This is a genomic window from Ruegeria sp. CDSB117 (assembly GCF_059611005.1).
In genome coordinates, this window is sequence record NZ_JBXWOS010000001.1 from 117,906 (window position 1) to 143,436 (window position 25,531).

Sequence of the window (25,531 nt, forward strand, 5' to 3'; positions counted from 1 at the left end):
CGCGCCATGCTCGACCTGACATACGAAATGCCCAAACCCAAAACCATTGCCGGGGCCAAGCACGATTGGGAACTGGTCATCGGGATGGAGGTGCATGCGCAGGTCTCGTCCAATGCCAAGCTGTTCTCGGGCGCATCGACCCAATTCGGGGCTGAGCCGAACTCGAATGTTGCATTCGTGGACGCCGCGATGCCGGGAATGCTGCCGGTGATCAATGAATATTGTGTTGAACAGGCGGTACGAACCGGTCTGGGCCTGAAGGCGGATATCAACCTGGTATCGGCCTTTGACCGCAAGAATTATTTCTATCCCGACCTGCCGCAGGGTTACCAGATTTCTCAGCTGTACCAGCCCATCGTGGGCGAAGGTGAAGTGCTGGTGGAAATGGGCGACGGCACAGCACGCATGGTGCGGATTGAACGCATCCACATGGAACAGGACGCAGGCAAATCGATCCATGACATGGACCCGCATATGTCCTTTGTCGACCTAAACCGGACCGGTGTTTGCCTGATGGAGATCGTCAGCCGCCCCGATATTCGCGGCCCCGAAGAGGCGGCAGCCTACATCGCCAAGATGCGCCAGATTCTGCGTTATCTGGGCACCTGCGATGGCAACATGCAAAACGGCAACTTGCGGGCGGACGTCAATGTTTCGATCTGTCTACCCGGTGCCTATGAAAAGTATCAGGAAACGCAGGACTTCTCGCATCTGGGCACCCGTTGCGAAATCAAGAATATGAACTCGATGCGCTTTATTCAGCAAGCGATCGAAGTCGAAGCGCGTCGTCAGATTGCCATCGTTGAAGGTGGCGGCAAGGTCGATCAGGAAACCCGGCTATATGACCCGGACAAGGGCGAAACACGGTCGATGCGGTCCAAGGAAGAGGCGCATGACTATCGCTACTTCCCTGACCCAGATCTGCTGCCGTTGGAGATTGAGCAGGCATGGGTGGACGACATCGCCGCCAAACTGCCCGAACTGCCCGACGACAAGAAGGCGCGGTTTATCAGCGAGTTCGGCCTGACGGATTATGACGCATCTGTTCTGACAGCCGAGGTGGAATCGGCTGCCTATTTCGAAGAGGTCGCCAAAGGCCGCAACGGCAAGTTGGCCGCAAACTGGGTCATCAACGAACTGTTTGGTCGCCTGAAGAAAGAAGACCACAGCATCACCGACTCGCCGGTTTCGCCTGCGCAGTTGGGCGGGATCATCGATCTGATCGCCTCAGACGCCATTTCTGGCAAGATCGCCAAGGATCTGTTCGAGATTGTCTACACCGAAGGCGGCGACCCGGCACAGATCGTTGAAGAACGCGGCATGAAACAGGTCACCGACACCGGTGCCATCGAAACTGCGCTGGACGAAATCATCGCGGCCAACCCATCGCAGGTCGAAAAAGCCAAGGTGAACCCCAAACTGGCAGGCTGGTTTGTTGGTCAGGTCATGAAGGCAACTGGCGGCAAGGCGAACCCCAAAGCCGTCAATGAGTTGGTCAGCAAAAAGCTGAGCTCGTAAACCTTTCGGTTCAAGAAACTGCAACGGAGTGGTCCGTGCATCTGGCGCGGACCACTCCGGCCCCGCGCGCGGGGCGCAACAGACAAAACAGAATTTGCCCAATGGGCGATGATGACTGTTCGAAACCCGACAACATGTTAGATTGCCAGGGATCGGCAACCAGGAAAATCTGATGCAGCGCTACGAATACAAAGTTGTCCCCGCCCCGCAGAAAGGCACCAAGGCCAAGGGCGTCAAAACTGCCGAAGGGCGGTTTGCAGTGTCGATCGAACAGATCCTGAATCAGATGGGGCAGGATGGCTGGGAATACCAGCGTGCGGAACTTCTGCCCAGCGAGGAACGCGCTGGCCTGACCAGTTCCACCGTGAACTGGCGCAACGTTCTGGTGTTTCGGCGTGAGATTGCAGCTGAATTTTCTTCGGAGCGTGAGGCGGTTGAGGACAGCGACGATGCCCCCGTGGCTCAGCCGGTGCCTGGACCAGAAGAAGTGCAGGCCCCTGCACCGATTTCAGAAGAGGTCAAAGATCCGCCATTGACCCTGAAGCCAACAGACCTGTCCGAAAAGGACAAAGAGCAGACCTAAGCGGTCTGCTCGGGTTTTCATAGCCTGCAGCTGAATTTTACTCGGCAGCGCTTGCTGCTTGGCTCAGATCCTGCGCCAGCATCAGTGCATTTCCGTCCGGGTCGTAGAACGTTGCGGTGCTGACCATGCCCTCGATCGTTTCAGTCGCCCCATCGAACCTGACGCCCGAGGATTCGAGCGCCTGACGCGCCGTCGCAATATCCGACACCCCGAACACCGGCACCGTATTGCCAGGCGCAGGCTCGGCCTGTTCACCCAGGCCCAAGGTCACACCGTCGGTTTTGGTCTTCATCTCGCTCCAACCGGCCTCGTCAATATGGTGGATCAGCTCAAACCCCAGCTTGGCCTGATACCATTCGGCACTGACATGCCTGTCTTGCACGGACATGGCGAGCGTGATCGTGTTTTCCAGTGAAACGAGTGGCATTGAACTATCCTTTTGGCGAAAATTAAAGTAACTATACTTTATGGACATAACGATTCTTGTCAAGCTTACATCCCGCGCCTGGTCCCTGAACATTCTGGCGTTGATGCATGAAGGCACGCCGGGACGACAGGCACCGCTACTGGCTGCGACAAGCGCCGGCAGAACCGCTTTTGCACAAAGCCTTGACCATTTGATTCAATTGGGTTTTCTGGAACGGAATCCCGGCCACGGTCATCCGTTGCGTCCCGAGTTTCGATTGACCCAAACGGGTGAAACTGCGGCCGAAATCGCCAGCCGAATCGTGAATGCCGTGCCAGATGACGCTGATTTCGCGTTACTCAGACGCAGTTGGACGGCACCTATTCTGGCGTTGACCGACAGGCCCCAACGGTTCTCGACCCTCAAATCCGGTCTGATCACGATTTCCGATCGCGCACTTTCGACGTCGCTTCATCGCCTGGAAAAGCAAGAGTGGATACAGCGAGACATTGATGCGACGCACCGGCTGCCTTTTCCCACCTATCGCGCGGTGAATCAGGGAATCGCGGTTAACAGGGCCATTTCTCTGGTCGCCTAGGCACCGACCAAAGGGCCTGTTCAGGTATCAATATCCAGCGCCAGCGCATGAATGCGGGGCACGATGTCACCCAGTGCCTTATGTACGGCCCGGTGGCGGGCGACGCGGGATTGACCCTGAAAAGCGCTGGCACGAATACGGACGTTGAAATGGCTTTCGCCGCCCTCTTGAAACCCGGCGTGTCCTCGGTGGCTTTCGCTGTCATCCACGACTTCCAGCTCACGCGGTTCAAAGGCTGCCATCAGGCAGGTTCGGATCTCGTCGGTAACAGTCATTTTTTTGCTCACGGGCGAAAATTTTACCGCCCCCCCTCTTCTACTTTCGGCTGCTTAGACTAAACTGCTGCCTCCGAGTCGAAAAGATGCGTTCTTAAGGATGAGCACATGGTGAAGTCAGACCCCTTCGGATTTGATATGTCCGTATCCACTTCGAAGAAAAAGAACCCGCGCGGGCGTCGCGGAATGTCGGGCGCGTCTGAAACCTCGACGCGTATCTGCGATCACGAAGGTTGCGAAGAACCGGGCAAGTTCCGTGCACCCAAGGCCCCTGACGTTCTGGACGACTTTTTCTGGTTCTGCCAGCAGCACGTTCGCGAATACAACAACAAATGGAACTTCTTTGACGGCACCACCGAGGCCGAGCTGAACGCCCAGCGCTCCAAGGACAAAGTGTGGGAGCGCGAAACAAAGCCAATGGGCGATCCCGAAGCGCGCGCATGGGCGCGTCTGGGCATCGAAGACCCGCATCAGGTACTTGGGGCAAACAGCACCCAAAACAAAGGGCGCACGTCAGGTGGTGGCGGTCGTCGCCTGCCCCCCACGGAACGCCGCGCGATCGAAATTCTGGAAGCCAACGACAGCTGGACCAAGGCCGAGGTGCGCAAAGCGTACAAAAAGCTGATCAAGGTGCTGCACCCTGACATGAACGGCGGCGACCGTTCCCAGGAAGAGCAGTTGCAAGAGGTCGTCTGGGCGTGGGATCAGATCAAGGACAGCCGGAACTTTAGGTAGTCGGCTTATCGACGACCGTACATGCGCAAAAGCGCCTCTGTTTCGGGGCGCTTTAGGCACCGCACGCGAGTTTGTTCCAAAGTGGGTTTAGGGCTGAAACGATCCGGGAATAGCATACCAAGCTCCTCGACATCTTCGCGATCGAATGACAAAAGCGCCATGTCGCCCAGAAACAAGCTTTCTGTCGGCAAACCATGCGAAATCAGTATCGCATGGCGATCACAGGCAACGTGGAAATACGTCACGGCCTCATCGGGCCGCACTTGTCGAATTGTTTTGTCATTGACCAAATGAATTGCCGCAGCAAAAACTCTGGGCTCTCCAAACAGCAATTCGGCGCGCCACCCTTCGAGAACAATCCTATGCTGTGGGGACACGTATAAATCACGATCAGGCAAACCGTCTCCGATTGCCCCTTTCTGGATGCAAACAGGGCGCAATCGCGGGTTTCGCTGCAACGCTTCTGCGCTCATGGTCTTTTTGCCAATCCAAAGGATAGGCAACAGCGCACCGCTGGAAACACGAACTTTGTCCCCAACCGATAGTTCTTCGACGGGGCAAGGACCTTTCCCGGTTTCAATCAAAGTTCCCTTTACGAAACATGGCACTGTTCCGGCAGGAAGGTCGACTGTCACACTGAGAGAGGCATTGTTACCATTTCCCGGGTTCCCCGTCGTCGCGCGTATTAGAACCGTGAGTTGCGTATTCGGGGGAATGTCTGCCCCCTCAGTTAGCTCAACCGTCAAAACTCCACTAGGTGAAATCGAAACAGTGTAGTCTGATGGATCCAATCCACCATCGCCAGTTACGGTCACGCTCCAAGTCACAGCTTTGGTCGTGGTATACTGCTCCATAACCGAGGTCGACCCACTGGGGATCGAGATAGAAGTCGGACCTGAGATTACTAACGACATTTGTACCTACACTCATAAAAAACAAAACCGGGAACCGCTTTTGCACAATCATATATGCATATTTAACTCATCATATATTATTATTGCAATGTTAATGCTTCACGGGACTGTGTGGCGGCGTTCTGGACCCAAAATTCGAGCTGTCCAAGATTTGAAAGATTAGCTCGAGCCATTGGACGCAACGTCGATAAGGCCAGTTTCAAAGAAACATCCGCCTAAGTACCTACCAGCACGGCTTTCCCTTGCCCTTGCCCGCAATATGTTGCACCACACACGAGTTCAAACCCGGCAACGCGGGGCAAAGGATAAGGACAAGGCGAATGGCTGACGGATCGATCGACGTAAACGCAAAACCCACCGAAGAAATTTCGGTCCGTGACGTGTTCGGTATTGAAACCGACATGGCGATCAAGGGCTTTGCTGACCGCAGTGACCGCGTACCCGCGATCGACCCTACCTACAAGTTTGACCCGGAAACCACGCTGGCCATTTTGGCAGGCTTCTCGCACAATCGTCGTGTGATGATCCAAGGCTATCACGGCACAGGCAAATCGACCCATATTGAACAGGTCGCAGCCCGGCTGAACTGGCCCGCCGTCCGTGTGAACCTCGACAGCCACATCAGCCGGATCGACTTGATCGGTAAGGACGCGATCAAGCTGCGTGATGGCAAACAGGTGACCGAGTTCCACGAAGGCATCCTGCCCTGGGCGCTGCGCAACCCCGTTGCCATCGTTTTCGACGAATACGACGCAGGTCGTGCGGACGTGATGTTCGTGATCCAGCGTGTTCTGGAACATGACGGTAAGCTGACCTTGCTGGACCAGAACGAGATTATCACGCCGAACCCGAACTTCCGCCTGTTTGCCACCGCGAACACGGTCGGTCTGGGCGACACAACTGGCCTGTATCACGGAACGCAGCAGATCAACCAGGCACAGATGGACCGTTGGTCGCTGGTCTCGACGCTGAACTACCTTAGCCACGATGCCGAGACGATGATCGTTCTGTCCAAGGCGCCGCATTACAACACCGAAAAGGGCCGCAAGACCGTCAGCCAAATGGTCACCGTCGCCGACCTGACCCGGACCGCCTTCATGAATGGCGACCTGTCGACTGTCATGTCGCCCCGGACCGTGATCAACTGGGCCCAAAACGCCGAGATCTTCCGCGACGTCGGCTACGCCTTCCGCCTGTCCTTCTTGAACAAATGTGATGAGCTGGAACGCCAGACCGTGGCCGAGTTCTATCAGCGTTGCTTCGACGAGGAACTGCCGGAAAGCGCGGCGAGCGTGAGTTTGGGGTGATAATCTTCTTTGTCATAGCATCTATCTGGGTTGTTCTTGATTCAGCTTGGCTTTTTGACAAAGTAGATTGGAAAAAGACGGCGCCTTCAGAAATGACGGCGCCGCAGCATGTCCACCTGACACGGCTGCGCTGGGAATTCTTAGTGCTTTTCTTGGCAGCAATGATCTGGAGTACGTTCATTGTCTAAACCAAACGACAACCCCGCCGATCCGTTCAAGAAGGCCTTGGCCGAAGCCACCAAGGTGATGGCCGATGATCCCGAACTATCGGTGAGCTATACTGTCGACCCCTCGGGTCTGTCGGGCGAGTCGATGCGTTTGCCGCAGGTTTCTCGGCGCATGACTCGCGAAGAGGTTTTGCTGGCGCGCGGCACGGCGGATGCTTTGGCGTTGCAGCGCCGATATCATGACGATGCGACCCATAATCGCTATGCGCCTCCGGGTGATATGGCCCGGGATCTATATGAGGCCATGGAAGTTGCCCGGTGTGAGGCGATGGGCGCGCGGGATATGCCCGGCACCGCATCAAACATCGATGTCAAGATCGGGCATGAGGCGCTGCGCCGTGGGTACGACCAGTGCAAGCAGCCCGCTGATGCACCACTATCGGTTGCTGCAGGATATCTGATCCGCCATCTGGCGACCGGGCGGGACCTGCCGGCTGCGGCTGAGAACATCATGAACCTGTGGCGCGGCTTCATCGAAGAGCAGGCTGGCGGCACGCTGGAAAACCTGCAGGAGATCCTCTCGGATCAGGCCGAGTTTGCCAAGTTTGCCCGTCAGATGATCAAGGATCTAGGGTATGGCGACCAGTTGGGCGAAGATCCGGACGAGCTGGACGAAGATCAGGAAGATCAGGCAGAGGACGACGCCGAGGAGCAACCCGATCCCGACAGCACCGGTCAGGATGATCAGGACGAGCAGGACGCCGACGCGACCCCCGAGCAAACGCAGGAAGAGCAGCAGGACCAATCTCAGGCCCAGGTCTCGATGGACGAGATGGCCGAAGATGAGATGGGCGATGAGGCCGAGATGCCTGACGGTGAGGCCCCGATGGAGCCGCCGTCCCCGCCACCTGCATCCGAGGCCGATCCGGACTACAAGGTTTACCTTGGCACATATGACGAAGAGATCGCAGCCGAGGATTTGGCCGAGCCTGCTGAATTAGAACGGCTGCGCGCCTATCTGGATCAGCAGCTTGAGCCGCTTAAGGGTGCCGTCAGCCGTCTGGCGAACAAACTGCAGCGCCGATTGCAGGCGCAACAGAACCGTTCTTGGGAGTTTGACCGTGAGGAAGGCATTCTGGATGCCGGTCGTCTGGCGCGTGTTGTGGCCAACCCGACCACGCCGCTAAGCTTCAAGGTTGAGAAAGACACCGAGTTCCGCGATACAGTGGTGACGCTGCTGCTGGATAACTCGGGCTCGATGCGCGGTCGCCCGATCTCGATCGCGGCGATCTGTGCCGATGTTCTGGCCCGGACGCTGGAACGTTGCAACGTGAAGGTCGAAATCCTTGGCTTTACTACGCGCGCTTGGAAAGGCGGCCAGGCACGTGAGGCATGGCTGAATGACGGTCGCCCGCAACAGCCGGGGCGTCTGAACGATCTGCGCCACATCATCTATAAAGGTGCGGATGCCCCGTGGCGTCGAGCGCGACCCAACTTGGGTTTGATGATGAAAGAAGGCCTGCTGAAAGAGAACATCGATGGCGAAGCACTGGAATGGGCGCATCGCCGGATGCTTGCGCGACGCGAGCAGCGCAAGATCCTGATGGTGATCTCGGACGGTGCGCCTGTTGATGATTCAACTCTCAGCGTTAACCCTGCCAATTATCTGGAAAAACACCTACGTGACGTGATCGGGATGGTCGAAAAACGCAAGATGGTCGAGCTTTTGGCCATTGGTATCGGCCACGACGTGACCCGATACTACGACCGCGCGGTAACTATCACGGATGTCGAACAGCTGGCAGGTGCGATGACTGAACAGTTGGCGGCATTGTTCGACAGCGATCCTCGGGCACGTGCACGCGTGATGGGGATGAAAAGGGCCAGCTGACGCTGGCCCTGCCTCCGGCAGGAGTATTTTTCAAAAAATGAGGGGGACTGCCCCCCGTTTACGAGAGGTGTCACATGTTTCAGTCCTTTGCAGTCACTGCACGTCCGGAACAGGGACCGCCCAGACTAGCCTCTTTGCGATCCCAGATGGCACAGGATGGGTTGGACGGTTTCCTGATCCCGCGCGCAGATGCGCATCATGGCGAGTATGTGGCCCCACGCGATGAACGTCTGGCATGGCTGACGGGTTTTACCGGGTCGGCCGGTTTCTGTGCAGTGTTGTCCGATATTGCCGGCGTTTTCATCGATGGCCGGTATCGCACACAGGTCAAGGCTCAGGTTGCGGCGGATTTCACGCCTGTGCCCTGGCCTGAAACCAGTTTGGGCGCGTGGCTTAAAGAACAGCTGCCCGACGGCGGCAAGGTTGGTTTTGATCCTTGGCTGCATGCAGCGGGGCAGATTACCAGTCTGAAGAAAGAGTTGAACGCAAGCGGCGTCGAACTTGTTCGTAGCGACAATCTGGTGGATAGGGCTTGGTCGGATCAACCGGACGCCCCGATGAACCCGGTTAAGGCGCATCCGATTGAGTTTGCAGGGGAAACAGCCACAAGCAAAATTGCGCGGGTGGCGGAGGATCTAAAACAGAACGGGTGTGATGCGGCCATCATTACATTACCGGATTCGATCATGTGGCTGCTTAACATTCGTGGATCAGATATCGGGTATAACCCGGTAGCCCATGGGTTTGCCATTCTACACGTCGATGGACGGGTTGATCTGTTCAAGGCGGCGCAAAAACTTGCCGGGGTGTTAGATCACCTGGGCGACCAAATTCAGGTTCACGACCCTCGGTCTTTTCTGGATGCGGCCGCGGATTTGGGCGGCGCGGTTCAAGTCGATTTGGGAACCCTGCCGCAGGCAGTTGCGGATGTGCTGGGTGACAAAATGATGGATGCAGGTGATCCCTGTGCCCTGCCCAAAGCTCGCAAGAACGCCGCCGAAATCGCAGGCAGCGCCGAGGCGCATCTTCGTGACGCGGTGGCTGTTATTGAAACCCTGTGCTGGTTGGACGCACAGACCCCGGGCACTGTGGCGGAAACACAGGTGGTCACGCAGCTTGAGGAAAACCGCCGCCGGGATAACGCGCTACAGGATATCTCGTTCGACACGATTGCGGGCACCGGTCCCAACGGTGCGATCATGCATTACCGGGTAACCGAAGAAACCGACAGCCGGCTGGAGAATGGTCACTTGTTGGTTTTGGATAGCGGCGGTCAATATCTGGATGGCACAACCGACATCACCCGCACCATTGCAATCGGAGAAGTGGGCGTTGAGGAAAAAGCCTGCTTTACCCGCGTGCTGAAAGGGATGATCGATCTGTCCATGCTGCGCTGGCCCGCCGGGCTGGCCGGACGAGACATCGAATGCATCGCACGCGCGCCCTTGTGGGCAGCGGGGCAGGATTTCAATCACGGGGTCGGCCACGGGGTCGGCGCATACCTGAGCGTCCACGAAGGGCCGCAGCGCTTGTCGAAGGTCAGCCATGTTCCGCTTGAGCCGGGGATGATCCTGTCAAACGAGCCGGGATATTATCGCGAAGGCGCATTCGGCATTCGCATCGAGAACCTTGTTGTGGTTCAAGATGCCCCTTCCTTGCCCACGGCAGACACCGAGCGTGCGATGCTGAACTGGCGGACGCTCACATACGTTCCAATTGACCGGCGGCTGATTGTAGTCGATATGCTTACGACAGAAGAACGCGCGTGGCTAAACGCATACCACCGCGACGTTGCGGAAAAAGTTCGTCCAAGGCTGGGCGACGACGCTCAACTGTGGTTGGATGCCGCAACTGCGCCGATCTGACACTGGACTGTCACATAAACCGGGCAGAGGAGTGATCCGTACTAAAGACGAGGGAAGAAGCAGAGATGACAGACATAACGATCCGCAAAGCAGCTGGTAAATGGAGCGTTCGTTCCGGGGGCGCCGTTCTCGGAGAGAGCATGAATGCGCTGGAGCTGCTGGAAGGTGATCTGGAGCCGGTGATCTATTTCCCTCGTGCCGATATCGGAATGGCATTTCTGGACCGTACAGAAAAGGTCACGCATTGCCCGCACAAAGGCGATGCAACGCATTTCTCAATCGTCAACAAATCATCGGTGACCGAAAACGCAGCGTGGAGCTATGAGGATCCGGTCGCCGCAATGGCCGAGATCAAGGGTTATGTCGCGTTTTACCGCGTCGATTCCGTTAAGGTCGAACAGATCTAAATCCCTCAGGTTGGCTTTCTGACCCGCTCGGTCGAGGCCATGTCGTGACACGAACGCCCATAGGCCTGCGCCATGGATGCCAGTGACCTTAGGTGGGCTGCTGCCGTTCGTACGCGACCAAGAAATCCCTGGCCGGGCCGCCTTGGCATGGCCAGAATTTCGAACTCATAGCAAAAATTATCATTTTTGGCATCGTGACAAAAAATATCTGTGACATTTTTTGGATACCACTAACCGGAAAATTTCACGAAAACATGCAGGCATATAATCTTCGCTGGTAGCTCAACGGCGCGCTCGCAACTGACAGGGCTTGATCACGATCCAATCACGGGGCTGTTGCATGCATTTGAGGCATCAAGCGTGCACAATGCCATCAAACACCGCCCAGAGGATGCCATGTCACTTACCCGTCGCAGTTTCGCAGGATCATTGGGGGCCACGCTCTTGTTGCCTAGCGCGTTGTCCGCGCAACAAGACCCCGTGCTGGATGCTGTGCGTTCCACCTTGTTCGGAAGCAACGCGGAGTTTGAGCAAGGCATGGCCATTCTCGTGCAACGCGACAACCCGGATGTGGTGCCTGCTTTGCTGACCGGTATGCGATACGCCAGACGTCGCAGCAGCGACATCGTGAAGGTCATGCAGACCCTGACAGGTGAGAGTATCGGCCAAGACTGGTTTGAGTGGATGCTCTGGCAGGAAAAGAACCCGCAAATCGTGCCGCACCCCTCGCTCATCCCGTTCAAGCGCGAGGTTCTTTTGGGGATAGATACGAATTTCGATGTCTTCCTGAAGCCAAAGTACTTGCAGCGCGACAAGATGAAGATCCGGCTTGAAGAGATCGCGTGGGGTGGTGTGAACAAGGATGGTATCCCATCGCTGGACAATCCGGCGCTGATCCCTGCCGCGCGCGCAGATTACCTTAAGGACGATGACCTGGTCTTTGGCGTTTCGATCAACGGGGACGAACGGGCTTACCCGCTGCGGATCATGGGCTGGCATGAAATGTTCAACGAGGTGATTGGCGGGGTTCCGGTAGCCTTGGCCTACTGCACACTGTGTGGTTCAGGCATTCTGTTTGAAACGCAAGTGCCGGGTCGCAGCAAACCGCTGATCTTCGGCTCATCCGGTTTTCTGTACAGATCCAATAAACTGATGTTCGATCGTCAGACGCATTCCCTGTGGAACCAATATACCGGTAAGCCAGTTGTTGGCGCGCTTGTCGGCAGCGGTATCGAGTTGAAACAACGCCCGGTGGTTATCACCACATGGCAAAGTTGGAAAACATCGCATCCCAAAACGAAAGTTCTTTCAATGAACACCGGTCACCGGCGGAACTATGGGTCGGGTGTCGTGTATCGGGAGTATTTCGCTTCGTCCGAATTGATGTTCCCGGCGCTGGTCGATCAGTCCAGCCACAGGCAGAAAGACTATGTTTTCGCCATCCGGCAATTCGGCGCGGCGCGAGCATGGCCCCTGGATGCGTTCGGCAGGAGCCGGGTAATCAACGACGCCATCGCCAACCGGCCTCTGGTGCTTATCGGAAACGACGAGAAGCGCGCAGTGCGGGCTTATGAACGCGCATCCCACAAGTTCGCTGCGTCTGGCAGCGAATTGGTGGATGAAACGGGTCAGAAGTGGACCATGACCGAAGAGGCGCTGGTTGGACCGGGAGGCACGGAATTGCCCCGGGTCGCAGGCCATATTTCGTACTGGTTTGCTTGGGACAACTACCTAGGCGATACCGCGACCGTGTATAAACGCTAAGAGTGCTCTTCAGCCGCCGTGGCAGCCAAGGCGCGATTATACGCTTTCAGTGCATCGACGTGGTAAAGCGCTCCGACCGGGTTTTCACTGCCGTCCTCTTCGACAATCACCACCGGAATACAGGGGATGTCATCCCTGTCGAAATAAGGCATCGCGGCCTCTAGCGTGGCGCTAGCTTGAACACATAGCCCTTGTTCGATCAATTCGACCGCCTGTTCTTTCGTGATCGAGCGCGAATCGCCCAAGGGGCGCATGACCGCCCCGGTTCGCAGCATCGCCAGCAGATAGGCTTGCGGCCCTGCGGCCAGATGCACGTTACGACGTTCCAGCTGGGTCAAGAAGAAGGACCGATCCACAAGACGCGAGGCCAGCGCTGTCGACATCGACACCGAAACCATCACAGCCAGGCCGATCTGCCAGTCTCCGGTCAGTTCAAAGACAATCATCGTGGTCGAAATCGGTGCGCCCAGAACCGCGGCAGCAACGGCCCCCATTCCGGCAAAGGCATAGAGCGTATGGGTGCCAGAAACATCAGGCAGCAGCCCGGTTGCGATCAGGCCGAAGGCCAGTCCGGTCAACGCCCCAATCATCAGCGATGGGGAAAACACCCCGCCGCCCATACGTCCGCCCATGGTGATCGCCACGGCAACCGTCTTGATTACGGCAAACAGGATGGCAAAACTCAGGGTCAGGTCACCTGCCAAAGCGCGGATCGTCGTTTCATACCCGACGCCGATGATGTGCGGGAACCAGATCGCCAGCAGCCCCAACATCGCGCCTGAAACAGCTGGGCGCAGCCAGCCAGGCAAGGCAAGCCGGTTCTGGATATGGTTGCCGATATCTTCGGCAAAAAAGATCGACCGCATGAGCAGAAGCGAAACCAGCCCGCAGATTAGGCCAAGTAACAGAAAGGCAGGCAATTCCACGTAGAATTGCAGAGAACCGGGTGTATCCAGAACAAACTCGGTCACGTCGCCATATTCCAGCCGGTTGATCACCGTCCCCGCAACCGAAGCGATCACGATGGGCGCAAACGCATGCACTGCAAAGTGGCGCAGTACGACCTCAAGCGCGAACAGTGCACCTGCGATCGGTGAGTTAAAGCTGGCCGAGACGGCGGCGGCGACAGCGCATCCCAACAGGTCGCGCCCGGTGATGCCATCAGCATGGATGCGGTTGCTGACCCAGGTTGAGATCACACCAGCCATGTGCACGACCGGCCCCTCTCGGCCCGTGGACCCGCCTGTGCTGAGCGTGACGAGCGAGGCAAAGAAAGACGCGATACCCGCCTTGCTTTCCACGCGACCATCGGTCACCGCGGCCCCTTCGATGACGTCAGCGACGGATCGCACGCGTCCGTCGTCGGTGAACTTGTTCAGGATCACGCCCACGATTAGCCCGCCGATGATGGGAATGATCAGGATCAGAAACCAAGGCAGCTTTTCCGCATGGCTGTGCAGCAACAAAATGTCATCCGTATCATAGACATAAGCCTGCAGCGATCGGATTGCCTTGCGGAACCCCAATGCCATGAAACCTGCCGCAATCCCGATCGCCAGCGCGATGAACCAGAATTGAATCTGGCTGGGCCCACGCCGTCGCATCACCCGCCAAGCGTCCTTGATCGCGGCCAAAGCCTGATTGAGCTGGTTGCGCAGAACAGTGCGGGTTGATTGGGTCATTGGCCCTCGGGGATCACGTCTTTCCCCTTAGTAAGCCACGGAGCGCCCTTATAAAAGTGGGATCGCGACGGATTGAACACGCGAAAGCGGCAGAATTGCCTCAGGCCTGCAAAAGGGCTCGGGCGGCAGCGCGGGCTTCGTCCGTGATCGTGTCACCTGCGACCATACGGGCAATTTCATCCACGCGGTCGGGTTCGGCCAGCGGCACAACGGTAGACAGGGTCTGCCCTTCGGTGACGTGTTTTTGAACCCGCCAGTGATGCGCCGCGCGGGCCGCCACCTGCGGAGAGTGGGTCACAACCAGCACCTGACCGCCATGCGCTAACGACGCAAGGCGCCGCCCGACAGCATCAGCGGTCGCGCCGCCGACACCTCGGTCGATTTCGTCGAAAATCATCGTGCGCGCGCTGTCATCACCGGCCAGACAGACCTTGAGCGCCAAAAGAAAACGACTGAGTTCACCGCCTGAGGCGATCTTGTTCAGCGGTCCCGAAGGCGCGCCGGGGTTGGTGGCAACCGTGAACGCCACAGCGTCAATCCCCTCGGGGCCCGGGTCTGCCACCGTGATTTCGGTTTGGAACACAGCGCGTTCCATCTTCAACGGGGCGAGTTCGGTCATCACGGCGGCATCCAGCTGCCCGGCTGCCTTCTGGCGCGCAGCACTAAGCTTGGCCGCTGCGTCGTCATATGCGGTCTGAGCGGCGTCTACCGCTGCCCTCTGATCGGCCAGATCCGCGTCGCCCGCATCAAGCCGGTTCAAACGGTCACGCAATGTTTCGGCAAAGGTGCCCAAATCATCAGGCACAACATCATGTTTGCGGGCCAATGCGCGGATGGCGAACAGGCGTTCTTCGGCCTGCTCCAATTCCGCCGGATTGAAATCCAATTTCTGCAGACAAGCATCGACACCGTCCTGCGCCTCACCCAATTCGATCAGGGCGCGCCCCAGGGCCGCAATTGGTGCCTCCAATTGGCCGCCGGCATTATCCGAGACGCCTTCGAGCCAACGCACAGCGTCTGCCATGGCGCCCTCAGCCCCGTCCCCGCCAAGCAGAGAGAAAGCCCGAGCGACATCATCGCGGATACGCTCAGCCCCTTGCATCATGCGACGGCGGGCGTCGAGCTCTGCATCCTCACCGGGTTGCGGGTCCAGCTGATCAAGCTCGGATACCGAATGCCTCAGAAATTCCTCTTCCGCGCGCATCGCCGCAAGGGTCGATTCCGTTTGAGCAAGAGCTTTGCGCGCACGTGACATCTCGGACCAGGCCGACCGCACCTTTGCCAGTTGGGATTCTGCTCCGGCGTAATCATCCAGCATTGCCCGGTGACCTCGCGGGTTCAACAGGCCGCGATCATCGTGTTGACCATGCAGTTCGATCAGGGTCTCGGACAATGCCCGCAGCACCTCGCCCGAACAACGACGATCATTGACCCACGCGGTCTTACGCCCCTCGGCCGTATTCACCCGCCGCAGGATCAGCTCTTCTCCGTCGGGCAGGCCCGCTTCGGCCAGAATTGCATGTGCGGCGTGATCTTCGTTCAATTCGAACTCGGCCACGACTTCACCCTGAGCGGCGCCCTGACGGACCAGTTCTGCCCGGCCACGCCAGCCCAGAACAAATCCCAGCGAATCCAGAAGAATCGACTTGCCCGCACCGGTTTCACCGGTCAACGCATTCAGGCCCGGCTGAAACGTCAGTTCCAGCCGGTCGATGATCAGCATGTCACGGATATCGAGGGCGCGCAGCATCGGGTCTTAGCGTCCCACCCCATTGGCCATGGCGATTACAACCACTCACCTTTGACGGTCTGACGGTAGATCGTGCTGAGCCAGTTGTTGCCACGGCTCTTGAGATCCAATCCGCGTGACGTCAGCAGCGAATAGCCCGCATCGTACCATTCGGACGACTGATAGTTGTACCCCAGAATGGCCCCCGCCGATTGTGCCTCATCCACAAGACCCAGTGCCAGATAGGCTTCAATCAAGCGGTACAGAGCTTCGGCGGTGTGAGATGTGGTCTGGAAGTCTTCAACCACCACACGGAACCGGTTGATGGCTGCAGTATAATGGTCCTGGCGCAGATAATAGCGTCCAATTTCCATCTCTTTGCCAGCCAGGTGGTCAAAGGCCAGATCGAATTTCAGCACCGCAGAGGTCGCGTATTCGCTATCCGGGTAGACCTCGATCACGGTGCGCAGCGATTGCAACGCCTGAAAAGTCAGGCCCTGATCGCGCCCGACCTCGTCAATCTGGTCATAATAGCTGAGCGCCAGAAGATATTGGGCATAAGCCGCATCTTCGTCCGTCGGGTAAAAGTCGATGTACCGTTGTGCGGCGCCTCGGCTTTCTTCGTAGTTTTTGTCCGAGTGGTATGAGAATGCCTGCATGATCAGCGCACGCTTGGCCCAATCGGAATACGGATACAGACGTTCAACTTCTGAAAAATACCACGCCGCATCATCCGAACGATTCTGCGACAGCTCATATTCGCCGCGCGTGAATATCTGTTCAGGAGTGAACCCTTCCAGGTTCTGATTGCGGTCTGCGCCTTTTCCAGCGCATGCCGTCAAAACTGCTGTCAGAAGAATCGCGCTTGCGAACCTGACTGCCGCTTTGGTGCCAACCATTCCGCCTATCCTTGTCGTATTACTTGACGGGGTTAAGCCCCGATTTATGCCAAGGTCTAGCACATAAAATTCCGGTGCAAAACGCCTTATGCGCCCGTTCGCAGAATTGTCGGAAGAGTTGATCCAATCAGGCGACTTCCGGGATTTCGTCCCGGACCAGGCCCTGCCCCGGAAGGCGGGCTGCCTGTTCAGGCGTGCACAGGATCGGACGGACCGCACCCGGCGTCTCGAACAGCTTGCGCAGCAGAGTATTGGTCATTGCATGGCCTGATTTGTCACCGGTAAAGTGACCAAAGATCGGACCGCCTGCCAAATACAGGTCACCAAGGGCATCCAGCATCTTGTGACGCACAGCCTCGTCCGCGCGGCGGAAACCACCCGGCGTAAGGACTTCGTCACCCTGAACAACGACGGCATTTTCCAGCGTGCCGCCCAAAGCCAGCCCGTTTTCGCGCATCGCCTCAACATCAGTACGGCGGCAGAACGTCCGGCAGTCACACAGCTCACGTGCGAACGAACCGTTGCGCATATCCAAGGTCTTGGTCTGGTTGCCAATGGCACCGTCTTCGAAGTCGATATGAAAGTCGATGATCAGACCGTTTGCAGGCGCAATCGAAGCGCTAGCACCTTCGCGCACAGCGGTCACCGGCTTAAGAACCTCATAGGCCAGAACCGGGCTGGCTTGGCGACGCACGCCCTTCGCCATGATACCGCGAACGAAATCAATCGAAGACCCATCCATGATCGGAACTTCGGGACCATCAATCTCGATCAGCGCGTTATGTATTCCGCAACCGGCCAACGCGGCCATGATGTGCTCGACCGTGGACACAGACACACCCGCGTCGTTGATCAGGCGGGTGCACAGCGGGGTACGCTCGACCACGTCATAGATCGCAGGGACAAGGGCATTGCCCAGCTCAATATCCGTCCGTTTGAACCAGATGCCGTGACCGGCGGCTGCCGGTTTCAGGACCATCGTCGCAGGCTTACCGCTATGCAGTCCGACGCCTGTAAACGTGACCGGAGATTTGAGCGTATGTTGCAAGGTGAACCTCGAAGAGTGGTGTCCGGCCTCGGTTGGCCGTGTTGGACACTCAGTTAAGGAAGGCGGCGTCAAGGCTCAACTCACTCTTTGCAACCGAATGAAACATGTATGTGACAGATCGGCAAATCCCTGCTTACACCCCATTAAGCATCTGTAAAACAAAAGAAAAGGGCCGCCATTTGGCGACCCTCTGCATTCATTTTGTTACCGCGATCAGTTGGCCTGGCGCCGCAAAAAGGCGGGAATTTCGATCCGGTCCTGTTCGGGATCGACCTCATCCCTTGCAGGTGCCGTAGCGTCAGATTGGCGCATAACGGGCTGCTGACGCGGTGGTTGCGCCGGAGTATCTGCCGCGTGACCGGTCATCCGATCGATCAGCCGGTTAAAGCCAAAGCGGGGACGATCATGCGCTTCTTCCTCCGGCACAGGGGTCGGCTGTGGGGTCGCAGGGCGAGCCATCGAAGGGCTCCGCTCGGACGGCGGAACGTTCTGGACTGCGGCCTGCAAGCGCTGCAGCGCCTCGGGCGACGGTGTTCCCGCTGCCGGTTGAGGCTGCGGCGCGACATAGTTTTCGGACGCAGGCTCAACCGGTTCGGGGGTCGGCTCGAATTCGGCAACGCGCGGCTGATAGGCCGGCGGAGGCAGACCATCATCATCCTGCCGGGCGCGCGACTGGAACTGCGACTGTGCAGGCTCTTCCGGCGCTTCAAACAGCGAGGGTTCGCGGATAATATCTTGTTGCGGCGCGTGCTCAGCGACTTCCGCAGCAACCGGAGCCTCTTCCTGCACCGACTCTTCTGCCGAAACGGTGCGGGTCAGCGGTGCCGACATTGAACGGCGCGCGACGGGGACATCTTCCTGCTTTTCACTGGCATCGATACCGGTCGCCACAACCGATACGCGCATGCCGCCTTCCATCACGGTATCTAGAGTCGAACCAACGATGATGTTCGCCTCGGGGTCCACTTCTTCGCGGATGCGGTTAGCGGCTTCGTCCAGTTCGAACAGGGTCAGGTCGTGCGAGCCGGTGATGTTGATCAGAACACCCTTGGCACCCTTGAGGCTGATTTCGTCCAGCAGCGGGTTGGCGATCGCCTTCTCGGCAGCCTGAACCGCGCGATCTTCGCCGGTGGCCTCGCCCGTTCCCATCATCGCTTTGCCCATCTCGTCCATCACGGCGCGAACGTCTGCAAAGTCGAGGTTGATCAGGCCCGGACGGACCATCAGATCGGTCACGCCTTTGACGCCCTGATAGAGAACATCGTCCGCCATCGAGAACGCCTCGGTAAAGGTGGTCTTTTCGTTGGCCAGACGGAACAGGTTCTGGTTCGGGATGATGATCAGAGTGTCGACGACCTTTTGCAGCATCTCAACGCCGTCTTCGGCCTGACGCATCCGCTTGGCACCCTCAAACTGGAAGGGCTTGGTCACAACACCAACAGTCAGAACGCCCAATTCCCGTGCAGCTTGCGCGATGATCGGGGCCGCGCCTGTACCGGTGCCACCGCCCATTCCGGCGGTGATAAAGCACATATGCGCGCCGGCCAGGTGATCAACGATCTGTTCAATGCTTTCTTCGGCTGCTGCCGCACCCACAGTCGGACGGGCCCCTGCCCCCAGACCTTCGGTGACTTTCACGCCCAGTTGAACCCGTGCCGAGGACTGGCTTTGTTGCAGTGCCTGTGCATCGGTGTTGGCGACCACAAAATCGACGCCGTCCAGCTGTTTCTCAATCATGTTGTTGACAGCGTTGCCGCCTGCACCACCAACGCCAAATACTGTGATCCGAGGCTTCAGTTCGTCGTGCCCGGGCATCGAAAGATTCAATGTCATGCTCTGTCCGCCTGTTTTTTTGTTCCCGCCAAAGCGGTGTTTTTCTTACCTATCCACTAGCAATCCTACCGTTTGAAACGGCAAACGTCACGCCAAAAATCGCGCAATTCCACAAAATATGGAGGAAATAAGGCGCTGACCGGCAGTATTTCGCAAATACCGCCAGATGTTGCGTAAAGAACTCAATGTAGCACAAAACAGGCGATTTGCGCGCGGCACTCAACCAACGCATCACCAAAGGGACTCATAAACTGTCAAACTGCGGAAAACTGCTCAGGTCCTGCCGCGGGCCTCTGTCGGGCCTTGTGGATATCTTGCGGGATAAACGAGTCAGCTGCAACCCATTTCTTTAGCTGATCGGGGCACTTGGACAATTCAAACCGTCCTCGGTGATGCTGCGCACCTCCTGGATTTCGCTGTCCGCAAAAGTGGCCAGTCGCACCATCAACTTGCCCTTATATTCGAAAGGCCACCAACACACCGCTGGCCCTTCGACGGCATCATCATAGAGAAAACAGATTTGGCCGTTCGGCGTTGTGATATGCCCATAAACGCACCCTCTTCCTTCACGGCGCCAAACCGAAACGGTGGAGCTGAGAAATTCTTCGGTGCCAACAAGGTCGCCGCTGCGAAAGTCATGAAAGTCGACGGTTTTGCCCAGAACCGCATCCAGAAATGCCTCAGGGGTGATCCGGGTTTGCGCCTGAGCGGTCAGCGGTGTCAGGGCCAGCAGCGCTGCGACCCCTAGCTTACCAATTGTCACGGAACCAACGCACGGCCCGCTTGAACGGGCGCGCGGCATAGGTGTCGACAGGGATTTCAAAGTCCCACCATTCGTCCTGCGGGTGCGCTGCAAACAGGCTGAGCCCCACTGCGGACGAGAACCCCGGCCCGGTCGCCGATTGCGGTAGACCATGCACACGCAGCGGCCGGCCAAGGCGGACACGCTGCCCAAGGATGCGGGTCGCCAGGCCGTCCAGACCCATGATCTGACTGCCACCACCGGTCAGAACAATCTGCTGGCTGGGCATATGCTCGAACCCGGCCGCATCCAGACGAACGCGCACTTCTTCAAGGATTTCCTCGACGCGGGGGCGCATGATCCCGATCAGTTCAGCACGGCTGACGGTGCGGCGATCATGTTCCCAGTCGCCAGTATCCCCACCGATGTCGATCAGGTCCCGATCATCCGCGCCCGTTGCGTGAACCCCGCCGTTAAAGGTTTTGATCCGCTCAGCCACAGAGGCCGGAATACCCAACCCCATCGAAATGTCCGAGGTTACGTGATCGCCACCCATGCGCACGCAGTCGGCATAGATCATGTGCTTTTTCATAAAGATCGAAACGCTGGTCGTGCCGCCACCCATGTCGATACAGGCCGCGCCCAGTTCCTGCTCATCCTCGACCAAGGCGGAAACACCAGACACATAGGCCGAGTTTGCAATTCCGGCCAATTCCAGATCACAGCGTTTGATACAGCGCACTATGTTCTGGATCGCGGTCGCGTCGACGGTCAGCATGTGCATGTCGACGGCAAGGCTCTGCCCCATTTGGCCGCGCGGGTCGATCAGTCCCGAGCGGTTGTCCAAAGCGAAGTTGACCGGTTGGGCATGCAACACCTCGCGCCCTGCCCCGTAGTCCGGCACGTCACAGGCGTTCAGTACTCGGCCAACTTCGGCCTCCGTCACGACCTGCCCCTCAAGATCGACCTGCGCATCTAACCCGTAAGAGCGCGGGTTCGCACCCGAGAAGCTGGCAATCACATGATCGACCCGGATATCAGCCATTTTTTGCGCCGCTTGCAAAGCGGTCCGGATAGCCCGTTCCGTTTCCTGCATGGCGGTGACTTCGCCAAATTGAACGCCCCGCGACCGTGTGGTCGCAGCACCAATCACTCGAAAGCCGGTCTGCCCGGCCATCGACCCGATGGTGTTGTCCTCGCTCAGGCGGCCGGTCCCGTCAAAGCGCAGTACAAGACAGGCAATCTTGGAGCTGCCAACATCGAGAATGGCGACAACACCGCGCTGCATGGCTTGTCTGCGCATCTGCCGCATGGCGCGCTGGGACTGATAAAGATCGGTCATCATGGTCGTTACTGCTCGCTACCCACTGTCACTTTTGTATTCCACCAGTCTTCGCTGGCAGCTTTGGTCATTCTTATTGTCGGACGTTGCCCAAGGCGCATGTCGACTACCGCCACGTCACGTTCCAAAAGGTCCTGCACCTCATTCACGGCCAGAACGCGTTCCAACGCGCGTACGGGGCGCTCGGTCGGCAACATGATGCGCTGGCCGCGGTCCATAACCAGGTCCCAGCGACGCTCACCGATCCGGACCAGCCCGCGCACACGGCCGCCCAGGCTGCGGGCGGTTGTCAGCAATTCAAGCGCCTCACCCACGTGACCGTCTGCACCTTTGCCCGCGATCAGAGGTAAATTAGAGTGCTCCTTGCGCGACGCGATGCGTTCCACATGCGCGCCGGTCTCATCCAGCAATTCGATCCCACGGCGCGTACGCCAGACGATGACGGGCTGACGCTCGACCACATCCACCTGCAGAATGCCGCCCGGTCGCACCCGTACCGTGGCGGATTTGACCGGATTCAGCCCGGTAATCGTGTCGCGGATTTGCTCAACATCCAGATCCCATGAGCTGACAGGGAAATCCAGCGGCACGACCTCACGAATATCCTCGGACAGGTTGGTCCCTGCCCCGTCAATGGCCATTAGGTTGACCATGAACTCTGGCCGTTGCTGGATCGAGGTTTTGATGTCGATGACATAGGCCACCACCGCATCGCGACGCTCTTGCGAGCCGAAATAAATGCCAACTGCGGCGCAGATCGCAAGCACCGGCAGGCCAAATTTCAGGCTACGCCGAACGCCCCGCGTCAGCATCCAGCGCTGCAGGCGGTAGCTAAGGCGCGACGGGGCGGGGTCGAGGCGATCGCCCTTGCGGCCAAACATCCCGCGCAGCCGCAATTTGGGTTCGGCTCCAGTACGTGCGCCGGATTCGAAATCGGCGTCGGGGCCGGCCAATTGCTTGGGCCGGTGCACAACAGGCGCTCGGGTGGCTCTCAGCGGTCGCATGATGCGTCCTCCACCATCCAGGCGCAGAGCTGCCCGAAACTCATACCCATATGCGCGGCCTGTTCAGGCACCAGCGACGTCGGCGTCATGCCGGGCTGAGTATTGGTCTCGAGCAGGAACAGCCCATCGGCACCCATACTGTCATCCCAGCGGAAATCCGTACGGCTTACGCCCTTGCATCCCAGCGCAGAATGAGCGCGCAATGCATAGTCCATGCACAGATCAAATATCTCGGCCGGAACGTCAGCGGGCAAAACATGCCATGATCCGCCGGGCTTGTACTTGGCGTCATAATCGTACCAACCGCCATCGGTCATAATCTCGGTAACGGTCAGCGCCTTGTCATTCATCACCGTCACGGTCAGCTCGCGCCCGGCAATGTATTTCTCGACCATCACCTGATCGGGCATTTCATCCGACAGTTGCGGAGGGCCATTGGACCCTTCATGCACGATGTAGATCCCAACGCTGGAGCCTTCGTTGTTGGGCTTTGCCACGTAAGGGGGCTCCATCACATGAGCCTTGACCACCTCGACCTTGGGTACGATCACACTGGCAACAACGGGCAGGCCCTCGGCCTCAAACACCTCTTTGCTGCGCTGTTTGTCCATCGCCAACGCCGAGGCCAGAACTCCAGAGTGCGTGTACGGAATACGCATCCATTCCAGCAGACCCTGAACGCAGCCATCCTCGCCCCAGCGGCCATGCAGGGCGTTAAACACAACGTCTGGTTTGATTTCCAAAAGGCGCGCATAGAGGTCAGGACCTGCGTCCAGCTCGACTACTTCAAAGCCTTCTCCCACAAGGGCGGCTGCGCATTCGCGCCCAGAGCTGAGAGACACCTCGCGTTCCTTCGAGGGTCCACCCATCAATACCGCCACTTTGGGGCTTGTCCTGCTCGACATACCCAACGTGCGCCTCAATGTCCCCGGACCTTATGTGGTGGTCCGTACTGCGTTTATCTCCTTGATCCGTCGCCTTAATTTGCCTGTTATGGTCTGACGGTCAGGGCTTTATTCTGTCAGCGGATCACCGACCCGCATGATTTCCCACTCTAGCGTGATGCCGCTTGTTTCGTAAACCTTTTTTCGCACCTCTTCGCCCAGACCTTCGAGGTCCGCGGCAGAGGCATCACCCGTATTGATCAGGAAGTTCGAGTGCTTTTCGCTCATCTGTGCGCCGCCGCGCGTCGCGCCGCGCATGCCCGCATCGTCAATGACCTTCCACGCTTTGAGGTCGTGCACATCATCTGCCCGCCCGGTCGAGGAAAACCCCGCTGGGTTGCGGAAGGTTGACCCGGCGCTGCGGTCTTTGGTCGGCTGGGTTTCGTCGCGTTTTTGCAACTGCGCGGACATCCGGGCGCGCAGCTCTTCCGGATCGCCGGACGGACCTTCGAAAGTGGCCGAGATTAGTACCGCGCCTTCGGGCAGATCGGACTGGCGATAACGAAAATTCAGGTCTTCCGGAGTCAGTTCCACAAGCTCACCCTGCCGGGTAACAATGGTCGCCTTGCGCAGCACGTTCGCCGTGTAGCTGCCATAGCACCCTGCGTTCATCCGCACCGCGCCGCCAATCGAGCCGGGAATAGTGCGCAAAAAGGTCAGGTCCACGCCCGCATCCGCTGCCTTGCGCGCCACATGCGCATCCAACGCGGCAGCTCCGGCGGTGACGATGTTTCCCTCAACCGAGGTAGCATTGAACCCGCGCCCCAATCGGATCACAACCGCGCGCAAACCGCCATCGCGAACGATCAGGTTTGACCCGACACCCATGGGAAAGACCGAGACGTCGCCGGGCAGATCACGGAGGAATTCCTGCAAATCCTCGGTGTCAGCAGGTTGAAACAAATAATCAGCCGGGCCGCCAACACGCAGCCAGGTCAAGTCATTAAGAGCCCGTTTTTCCGAGAGTTTGCCGCGTGGCTTGGGAAGCAATTGATCCATGGTGCTCTGGTAATCTGCTTGAACGGTTTTGTCACCCAATTGCTTGGAATTGTTCTTCCACCGCGCCAGAACGCGGTGCAGCCCCCCGGTGACAAACCCAACGCATAAGGCGGCAATCAACGGAATGGAGACCGCTAGCACGTAGATCACAATCCAAGCGTCTATCGTTGCGGTTTGTTTATCGATAGATACTGGCTCGAAATGTATACGGGTAACAAAGCCGTAAAGTCCCGACGCAATCAAAAACAAAATCAAAATGAGTGGGCCGCGAAGTTTGCCTGCTTTCGTACGTAGATGCGAATACATCGCGACCATAACAGAAACTAAGGTAAGCCCGCAGAGAAACGCGAATATTCTGGGGTCCAATTCTATTCTCCGACCATACGCCGCACCCACCGCCCCAGATAGATCACAGGCCAACGCAGTACCGACATACCCGCCGCCAGAACGATCAGCCCGATCCACGGGCCGTTCTGCAAAGTGACGTAACCCAGTATTGGAATCCCCACAGCGATCAGGACATAAGCACGGGTCCAATGGTTGTCCTTGCTGGGGATCATCGCCAGCACATTTGCGGCGATCCCCCACAGAGCGGCAAGGGCGATCGACCAGTTCACTCCTCGACCTCCTGCCCGGTCCAGCGGCGCCAGTAATAGCGAATGGGATTGCGGAACATGGATGCAAAGGCAGCAAAGGCCAGCAACGAGAAAAACCAGCCAAAGTCATGACCCAGCCAGACGATCAGCGCAGGAGCGGAAACGAACAGCACAATGCCCGGCGGAAATTGCAGGCGCATTGGCAGCATGGCGACGATCGTTGAGGCCAAAACCCACAAGCCAGCAAAAAGCACCGAATATACCAACTGCCCCTCCGAGGACG

General features: G+C 57.9%; 24 protein-coding genes. 9 read left to right on the forward strand and 15 right to left on the reverse strand.

Going from position 1 to position 25,531, the window contains the following annotated elements:
* Positions 1 to 6 precede the first annotated feature (6 nt).
* Positions 7 to 1,518 (forward strand): Asp-tRNA(Asn)/Glu-tRNA(Gln) amidotransferase subunit GatB, encoded by a 1,512-nt coding sequence (gene gatB / locus AC2FJC_RS00590; RefSeq protein ID WP_496738026.1) that lies wholly within the window; start codon positions 7 to 9, stop codon positions 1,516 to 1,518.
* A gap of 172 nt (positions 1,519 to 1,690) precedes the next feature.
* Positions 1,691 to 2,101 (forward strand): DUF4177 domain-containing protein, encoded by a 411-nt coding sequence (locus AC2FJC_RS00595; RefSeq protein WP_496738027.1) that lies wholly within the window; start codon positions 1,691 to 1,693, stop codon positions 2,099 to 2,101.
* Between the two features lie 37 nt (positions 2,102 to 2,138).
* On the opposite strand, the gene AC2FJC_RS00600 is transcribed toward AC2FJC_RS00595, so the two are convergent.
* Positions 2,139 to 2,528, reverse strand: coding sequence for a VOC family protein (locus tag AC2FJC_RS00600; RefSeq protein WP_058274355.1), 390 nt, complete (start codon positions 2,526 to 2,528; stop codon positions 2,139 to 2,141).
* 40 nt (positions 2,529 to 2,568) lie between these two features.
* On the opposite strand from AC2FJC_RS00600, the gene AC2FJC_RS00605 reads away from it, so the two are divergent.
* Complete coding sequence (locus AC2FJC_RS00605) at positions 2,569 to 3,105, forward strand: winged helix-turn-helix transcriptional regulator (protein ID WP_496738028.1); 537 nt, start codon at positions 2,569 to 2,571, stop codon at positions 3,103 to 3,105.
* A 20-nt stretch (positions 3,106 to 3,125) separates the two neighbouring features.
* On the opposite strand, the gene AC2FJC_RS00610 is transcribed toward AC2FJC_RS00605, so the two are convergent.
* On the reverse strand, positions 3,126 to 3,380 hold the full coding sequence (locus tag AC2FJC_RS00610) for a BolA family protein (RefSeq protein WP_058279592.1): 255 nt from the start codon (positions 3,378 to 3,380) through the stop codon (positions 3,126 to 3,128).
* Positions 3,381 to 3,488: 108 nt separating this feature from the next.
* Between AC2FJC_RS00610 and AC2FJC_RS00615 the strand changes: the two genes are divergently transcribed.
* Positions 3,489 to 4,115 (forward strand): J domain-containing protein, encoded by a 627-nt coding sequence (locus tag AC2FJC_RS00615; protein WP_058274352.1) that lies wholly within the window; start codon positions 3,489 to 3,491, stop codon positions 4,113 to 4,115.
* 5 nt (positions 4,116 to 4,120) lie between these two features.
* On the opposite strand, the gene AC2FJC_RS00620 is transcribed toward AC2FJC_RS00615, so the two are convergent.
* Complete coding sequence (locus AC2FJC_RS00620) at positions 4,121 to 5,029, reverse strand: Hint domain-containing protein (protein WP_496738029.1); 909 nt, start codon at positions 5,027 to 5,029, stop codon at positions 4,121 to 4,123.
* Positions 5,030 to 5,349: 320 nt separating this feature from the next.
* Here AC2FJC_RS00620 and cobS point away from each other — a divergent pair, with 320 nt between their 5' ends.
* The 5 genes from cobS (at position 5,350) to AC2FJC_RS00645 (ending at position 12,430) form a co-directional block, all read left to right on the forward strand.
* Positions 5,350 to 6,336 carry a cobaltochelatase subunit CobS gene (cobS, locus tag AC2FJC_RS00625; RefSeq protein ID WP_058274350.1) on the forward strand — a complete coding sequence of 329 codons (987 nt, stop codon included), beginning with the start codon at positions 5,350 to 5,352 and terminating at the stop codon, positions 6,334 to 6,336.
* Positions 6,337 to 6,516: 180 nt separating this feature from the next.
* Positions 6,517 to 8,394: a cobaltochelatase subunit CobT gene (cobT, locus tag AC2FJC_RS00630; RefSeq protein ID WP_496738030.1), complete on the forward strand. Its 1,878-nt coding sequence runs from the start codon at positions 6,517 to 6,519 to the stop codon at positions 8,392 to 8,394.
* A gap of 74 nt (positions 8,395 to 8,468) precedes the next feature.
* Positions 8,469 to 10,259 carry an aminopeptidase P family protein gene (locus tag AC2FJC_RS00635; RefSeq protein WP_496738031.1) on the forward strand — a complete coding sequence of 597 codons (1,791 nt, stop codon included), beginning with the start codon at positions 8,469 to 8,471 and terminating at the stop codon, positions 10,257 to 10,259.
* A 65-nt stretch (positions 10,260 to 10,324) separates the two neighbouring features.
* Positions 10,325 to 10,666, forward strand: coding sequence for a DUF427 domain-containing protein (locus AC2FJC_RS00640; RefSeq protein ID WP_058274347.1), 342 nt, complete (start codon positions 10,325 to 10,327; stop codon positions 10,664 to 10,666).
* 396 nt (positions 10,667 to 11,062) lie between these two features.
* Positions 11,063 to 12,430 carry a DUF3179 domain-containing protein gene (locus AC2FJC_RS00645; protein ID WP_496738032.1) on the forward strand — a complete coding sequence of 456 codons (1,368 nt, stop codon included), beginning with the start codon at positions 11,063 to 11,065 and terminating at the stop codon, positions 12,428 to 12,430.
* On the opposite strand, the gene AC2FJC_RS00650 is transcribed toward AC2FJC_RS00645, so the two are convergent.
* The 12 genes from AC2FJC_RS00650 to AC2FJC_RS00705 form a co-directional block, all read right to left on the reverse strand.
* A complete protein-coding gene (locus AC2FJC_RS00650; RefSeq protein ID WP_282119140.1) occupies positions 12,427 to 14,112 on the reverse strand; it encodes a chloride channel protein in 1,686 nt (561 codons plus the stop codon). The genes AC2FJC_RS00645 and AC2FJC_RS00650 overlap by 4 nt on opposite strands.
* A 100-nt stretch (positions 14,113 to 14,212) precedes the next feature.
* Entirely contained in the window at positions 14,213 to 15,862 is a 1,650-nt protein-coding gene (recN, locus tag AC2FJC_RS00655; RefSeq protein WP_496738033.1) for a DNA repair protein RecN, read from the reverse strand.
* A gap of 35 nt (positions 15,863 to 15,897) precedes the next feature.
* The gene (locus tag AC2FJC_RS00660; protein ID WP_496724414.1) at positions 15,898 to 16,740 is read right to left on the reverse strand and encodes an outer membrane protein assembly factor BamD; all 843 of its coding nucleotides are present in this window, start codon (positions 16,738 to 16,740) and stop codon (positions 15,898 to 15,900) included.
* Positions 16,741 to 16,867: 127 nt separating this feature from the next.
* Positions 16,868 to 17,788: a UDP-3-O-acyl-N-acetylglucosamine deacetylase gene (gene lpxC, locus AC2FJC_RS00665; protein WP_108859456.1), complete on the reverse strand. Its 921-nt coding sequence runs from the start codon at positions 17,786 to 17,788 to the stop codon at positions 16,868 to 16,870.
* A 213-nt stretch (positions 17,789 to 18,001) separates the two neighbouring features.
* Positions 18,002 to 19,621 (reverse strand): cell division protein FtsZ, encoded by a 1,620-nt coding sequence (ftsZ, locus tag AC2FJC_RS00670; protein ID WP_496738034.1) that lies wholly within the window; start codon positions 19,619 to 19,621, stop codon positions 18,002 to 18,004.
* Positions 19,622 to 19,970: 349 nt separating this feature from the next.
* Entirely contained in the window at positions 19,971 to 20,384 is a 414-nt protein-coding gene (locus tag AC2FJC_RS00675; protein ID WP_496695898.1) for a hypothetical protein, read from the reverse strand.
* A complete protein-coding gene (gene ftsA / locus AC2FJC_RS00680) occupies positions 20,371 to 21,705 on the reverse strand; it encodes a cell division protein FtsA (RefSeq protein ID WP_058279582.1) in 1,335 nt (444 codons plus the stop codon). Before ftsA ends, AC2FJC_RS00675 begins: the two co-directional genes overlap by 14 nt.
* Positions 21,706 to 21,713: 8 nt before the next feature.
* Complete coding sequence (locus AC2FJC_RS00685; RefSeq protein WP_496738035.1) at positions 21,714 to 22,709, reverse strand: cell division protein FtsQ/DivIB; 996 nt, start codon at positions 22,707 to 22,709, stop codon at positions 21,714 to 21,716.
* Positions 22,697 to 23,578 carry a D-alanine--D-alanine ligase gene (locus AC2FJC_RS00690; protein WP_496738036.1) on the reverse strand — a complete coding sequence of 294 codons (882 nt, stop codon included), beginning with the start codon at positions 23,576 to 23,578 and terminating at the stop codon, positions 22,697 to 22,699. The genes AC2FJC_RS00685 and AC2FJC_RS00690 overlap by 13 nt, the downstream gene beginning before the upstream one ends.
* Before the next feature lie 144 nt (positions 23,579 to 23,722).
* Positions 23,723 to 24,652 carry a UDP-N-acetylmuramate dehydrogenase gene (gene murB / locus AC2FJC_RS00695; RefSeq protein ID WP_496738326.1) on the reverse strand — a complete coding sequence of 310 codons (930 nt, stop codon included), beginning with the start codon at positions 24,650 to 24,652 and terminating at the stop codon, positions 23,723 to 23,725.
* 368 nt (positions 24,653 to 25,020) lie between these two features.
* On the reverse strand, positions 25,021 to 25,269 hold the full coding sequence (locus tag AC2FJC_RS00700) for a DUF2484 family protein (RefSeq protein ID WP_496724400.1): 249 nt from the start codon (positions 25,267 to 25,269) through the stop codon (positions 25,021 to 25,023).
* On the reverse strand, positions 25,266 to 25,514 hold the full coding sequence (locus tag AC2FJC_RS00705) for a DUF2484 family protein (RefSeq protein ID WP_496724398.1): 249 nt from the start codon (positions 25,512 to 25,514) through the stop codon (positions 25,266 to 25,268). The genes AC2FJC_RS00700 and AC2FJC_RS00705 overlap by 4 nt, the downstream gene beginning before the upstream one ends.
* Positions 25,515 to 25,531: the final 17 nt, after the last annotated feature.

Bases quoted from the DNA above. Each gene is read 5' to 3' on its own strand.
- recN (WP_496738033.1), bottom strand. From the start codon at position 15,862: ATGCTGCGCGCCCTCGATATCCGTGACATGCTGATCATCGACCGGCTG.
- AC2FJC_RS00595 (WP_496738027.1), top strand. From the start codon at position 1,691: ATGCAGCGCTACGAATACAAAGTTGTCCCCGCCCCGCAGAAAGGCACC.
- gatB (WP_496738026.1), top strand. From the start codon at position 7: ATGCTCGACCTGACATACGAAATGCCCAAACCCAAAACCATTGCCGGG.
- AC2FJC_RS00650 (WP_282119140.1), bottom strand. From the start codon at position 14,112: ATGACCCAATCAACCCGCACTGTTCTGCGCAACCAGCTCAATCAGGCT.
- AC2FJC_RS00635 (WP_496738031.1), top strand. From the start codon at position 8,469: ATGTTTCAGTCCTTTGCAGTCACTGCACGTCCGGAACAGGGACCGCCC.
- ftsA (WP_058279582.1), bottom strand. From the start codon at position 21,705: ATGACCGATCTTTATCAGTCCCAGCGCGCCATGCGGCAGATGCGCAGA.
- cobS (WP_058274350.1), top strand. From the start codon at position 5,350: ATGGCTGACGGATCGATCGACGTAAACGCAAAACCCACCGAAGAAATT.
- AC2FJC_RS00660 (WP_496724414.1), bottom strand. From the start codon at position 16,740: ATGGTTGGCACCAAAGCGGCAGTCAGGTTCGCAAGCGCGATTCTTCTG.
- AC2FJC_RS00640 (WP_058274347.1), top strand. From the start codon at position 10,325: ATGACAGACATAACGATCCGCAAAGCAGCTGGTAAATGGAGCGTTCGT.
- AC2FJC_RS00610 (WP_058279592.1), bottom strand. From the start codon at position 3,380: ATGACTGTTACCGACGAGATCCGAACCTGCCTGATGGCAGCCTTTGAA.
- AC2FJC_RS00690 (WP_496738036.1), bottom strand. From the start codon at position 23,578: ATGGGTGGACCCTCGAAGGAACGCGAGGTGTCTCTCAGCTCTGGGCGC.
- ftsZ (WP_496738034.1), bottom strand. From the start codon at position 19,621: ATGACATTGAATCTTTCGATGCCCGGGCACGACGAACTGAAGCCTCGG.
- AC2FJC_RS00645 (WP_496738032.1), top strand. From the start codon at position 11,063: ATGTCACTTACCCGTCGCAGTTTCGCAGGATCATTGGGGGCCACGCTC.
- AC2FJC_RS00620 (WP_496738029.1), bottom strand. From the start codon at position 5,029: ATGTCGTTAGTAATCTCAGGTCCGACTTCTATCTCGATCCCCAGTGGG.
- AC2FJC_RS00600 (WP_058274355.1), bottom strand. From the start codon at position 2,528: ATGCCACTCGTTTCACTGGAAAACACGATCACGCTCGCCATGTCCGTG.
- AC2FJC_RS00615 (WP_058274352.1), top strand. From the start codon at position 3,489: ATGGTGAAGTCAGACCCCTTCGGATTTGATATGTCCGTATCCACTTCG.
- AC2FJC_RS00685 (WP_496738035.1), bottom strand. From the start codon at position 22,709: ATGCGACCGCTGAGAGCCACCCGAGCGCCTGTTGTGCACCGGCCCAAG.
- AC2FJC_RS00605 (WP_496738028.1), top strand. From the start codon at position 2,569: ATGGACATAACGATTCTTGTCAAGCTTACATCCCGCGCCTGGTCCCTG.
- murB (WP_496738326.1), bottom strand. From the start codon at position 24,652: ATGGATCAATTGCTTCCCAAGCCACGCGGCAAACTCTCGGAAAAACGG.